General features: G+C 70.1%; 2 protein-coding genes and 2 pseudogenes. All 4 read left to right on the top strand.

Annotated features, from left to right (window positions below):
* Window positions 1-78: pseudogene (locus tag B8W67_RS19920) on the top strand (type VII secretion protein EsxI); the annotation flags it as partial.
* Window positions 79-156: 78 nt separating this feature from the next.
* On the top strand, window positions 157-1119 hold the full coding sequence (locus tag B8W67_RS19925; RefSeq protein ID WP_069393914.1) for an ESX secretion-associated protein EspG: 963 nt from the start codon (window positions 157-159) through the stop codon (window positions 1117-1119).
* A gap of 122 nt (window positions 1120-1241) precedes the next feature.
* On the top strand, window positions 1242-2744 hold the full coding sequence (eccD, locus tag B8W67_RS19930; RefSeq protein ID WP_069393915.1) for a type VII secretion integral membrane protein EccD: 1503 nt from the start codon (window positions 1242-1244) through the stop codon (window positions 2742-2744).
* A pseudogene (locus B8W67_RS19935) lies at window positions 2722-3268 on the top strand (S8 family serine peptidase); the annotation flags it as partial. The gene eccD and the pseudogene B8W67_RS19935, both read left to right, overlap by 23 nt.

Genomic DNA, 3268 nt, shown 5'->3' on the forward strand with positions numbered 1-3268 from the left:
ACGCACGGTGCGAAGGTGCAAAACGCCGGGAACAACATGGCGTCCACCGACTCGGCGGTCGGCTCCAGCTGGCTCTAACCTGATACCGGACGCGGGAGCACGCCTCCAGCGTGCTGCCGCGTTGTGGTGTCCCGGCCGAATGACCCCGGAGGAGCGATGGACCAGCACAACAGCCGTACCGATATCACCGTCAACGTCGAGGGGTTCTGGCTGCTGCAGGCGTTGCTGGACATCCGCCACGTCGCGCCGGAACTGCGCTGCCGGCCGTTCGTGTCGACCACCGAATCCACCGACTGGCTCAAAGAGCATCCCGGTATGGCGGTGATGCGGGAACAGGGCATCGTCGTCGACGACGAGTTGACCGTCAACGAGGACGTCGCCGCGCGCATGCGGGTGCTGGCCGTGCCCGACATCGAAGTCGTCGCCCTGCTCTCCCACGGCAAACTGCGCTACGGCGTCAGCGAAGAGGCCATCGAACAGCATCAGGCCGCGGCCGAAGAAGGCGGCGAACAGAGCCTGGACGGTCAACCCGTCGGCACCCGCGACATTCCCGACAACGAATTCCGCGTCGTGCTCGCCCGCCGCGACGACCACTGGGTCTCGGCGGTGCGGGTCGGCACCGACATCACCGTCGACGACGTCTCGGTCACCGACGCCGCGTCCATCGCCGCCCTGGTGACCGGGGCACTGGAATCGATCAACCACGCCGACCCGGCGGCGATCACCGCCGTCAACGTGCCGTTGGAAGAGATGCTCTCGGCCACCAAATCCTGGCAGAGCGCCGGATTCAACGTCTTCTCCAGCGGCGATCTGCGCCGCATGGGGCTGACCGCGGCGACGATCGCGGCGCTGGGACAAGCACTGTCCGAACCGGCGGCCGAGGCGGCGATCTACGCCCGCCAATACCGCGACGACGCCCGCGAATCCAGCGCCTCGGTGCTCTCCCTCAAAGACGGCGCCGCGGGGCGCTTGGCGATGTATCAGCAGGCCCGTACCGTCGGGTCCAGCCAGAAATGGTTGGCGATCTGTCCGGCCACACCGCAATTGGTGCAGGTCGGCGTGCAGACGGTCCTCGATACGGTGCCGTTCGGCGCCTGGCGGACCCACCGACGGGTCTAGCCGGCTCCGCCGCGCACAGGGCGTGCCGCAGCGGCAGCCCCGCCCTAGGATGACAACGACACGACGAACCGTGAGGTAGTACAGATGAACTCGGATCTTCAGGGGGTCGGGCGGTGACCTCGATGGTGGTGGACCCGTCCCGCCCCGACGGGGATGCCACGGCGCCGCGCGCGGCGGTGGTCGGCGTCATGGCCGGTGAGGGCATCCAGATCGGGATGCTCCTAGACGCCGAAGCGCCGGTGTCGGTGATGATCGACCCGCTGCTCACCGTGGTCAACAGCCGGCTGCTGGAACTGGAGGAGGCCCCGCTGGAGGCCACCGGCCGCGGCCGCTGGGTGCTCTGCCGCGTCGACGGCACCGCCCTGCGCTCCGGACAGTCGCTGACCGAGCAGCAGATCTACGACGGCGACCGGCTGTGGCTGCGGTTCGTCGAAGACCCCGAACACCGGTCCCCGGTCGTCGAGCACATCTCCACCGCGGTGGCCTCCACGCTGGCCGCCCGGTTCAGCGCCATCAACCCGACCACGGCGATCCAGGTGGGGATCGCGTTGTTGACCGCGGGGGTGCTGCTGGTCACCGGGATCCTCGGCTGGTGGCGCTACGGCCACGAAAGCTGGCTGCCGGCGATCTACGCCGGGGTCGTGGTGGTGTTGCTGCTCGCGACGTCGACACTGATGCTGCTGCGCGCCGACACGGTGCTCGACTACCGCCTGGCCGATACGTTGCTGGTGACCACGTTGCCGGTGCTGGCGGTCGCTGCGGCGGCCGCCGTCCCGGGACCGGTGGGTGCGGCCCACGCCGCCCTCGGGTTCGGTGTGGCCGGTGTGGCCGCGCTGCTGCTGCTGCGATTCACCGGTCGGCGCGTGGCGCTGTACTTCGCCGTCGTCGTGCTCGCCCTGGCGGTCACCGTCGCCGCGGTGCTGCGGATGACGCTGCTCACCGGAGCGGTCACCTTGTTGACCAGTCTGCTGCTGGCCAGCGTGTTCTTCTACCACACCGCGGCCTCCCTGGTGCGCTGGCTGGCCGGCATCCGCCTGCCGGTGTTCCCATCGGCCACCAGCCAGTGGGTCTTCGAGACCCGGCCGGACCTGCCCACCACCGTGGTCGCCTCACCCGACGCCGCCCCGGTCCTGGAGGGGCCCGAGTCGATCCGCCAGGTCGTCATGCACGCCGAACGGGCCCGCGGGTTCCTCTCCGGGCTGCTGGTGGCGCTGGGGGTGCTGGTGGTCGCCACCACGGTGGGGCTGGCCGACCCGCACGACGAGCGACGGTGGCTGCCGCTGCTGATCGCCGCGCTGGTGGCCGGATTCCTGCTGCTGCGCGGGCGCTCCTTCCGGGATCGCGGTCAGGCGATCACGGTGACCCTGACCGCGGTGCTGGTCGTGGTCGGGGTGGTGGTGCGCTACATCATCGAGCTGCAAACCCCGGCGATGCTGTCGACCGGCGTGGCGATCCTTTTGGGGTTGCCCGCTGCGGGGCTGATCGCCGCCGCGGTGGTCCCCAACACCGTCTACAGCCCGCTCTTCCGCAAATTGGTGGAATGGGTCGAATATCTGTGTCTGATGCCGATCTTCCCACTGGGACTGTGGTTGATGAATGTCTATGAAGCCATCCGCTATCGCTAGGCGGGCGGCGGCGGCGACCAGCGCCGCGGCGATGGTCGCCGCCTACCCGCTGCTCGCCGCCCCGGCCGCCGGGGCCATCGCGCCGCCGGTCATCGACGTCGGGGCCACACCCGGCGACGGCCCGCCCGGCCCCGAACAGGAGATGCGGCAGAACTCCTACTGCATCGACGGCGCCGTCGCACCGGGCAGTGATTTCCGGGTCCAGCCGAAGTTCATGGACATGCTCAACCTGGCGGAGGCGTGGCGGTTCGGTCGGGGCGCGGGGGTCAAGGTGGCGGTCATCGACACCGGCGTGACCCCGCATCCGCGACTCCCTCACCTCACCGGCGGCGGCGACTACATCATGGCCGGCGGCGACGGGCTCTCCGACTGCGACGCGCACGGCACCGTGGTGGCGTCGTTGATCGGAGCAGCGCCGGCGGGCATGCCGCTGCCCCCACCGCAGGAGACCCGCCGCCCACCGACGGTGCCGACGACCGAGGCGCCCCCGCCGCCGCCACCACCGCAGACGATCACCCTGGAGA

Source organism: Mycolicibacillus koreensis, from assembly GCF_002104795.1.
In the GTDB taxonomy this organism is placed as follows: Bacteria; Actinomycetota; Actinomycetes; order Mycobacteriales; family Mycobacteriaceae; genus Mycobacterium; species Mycobacterium koreense.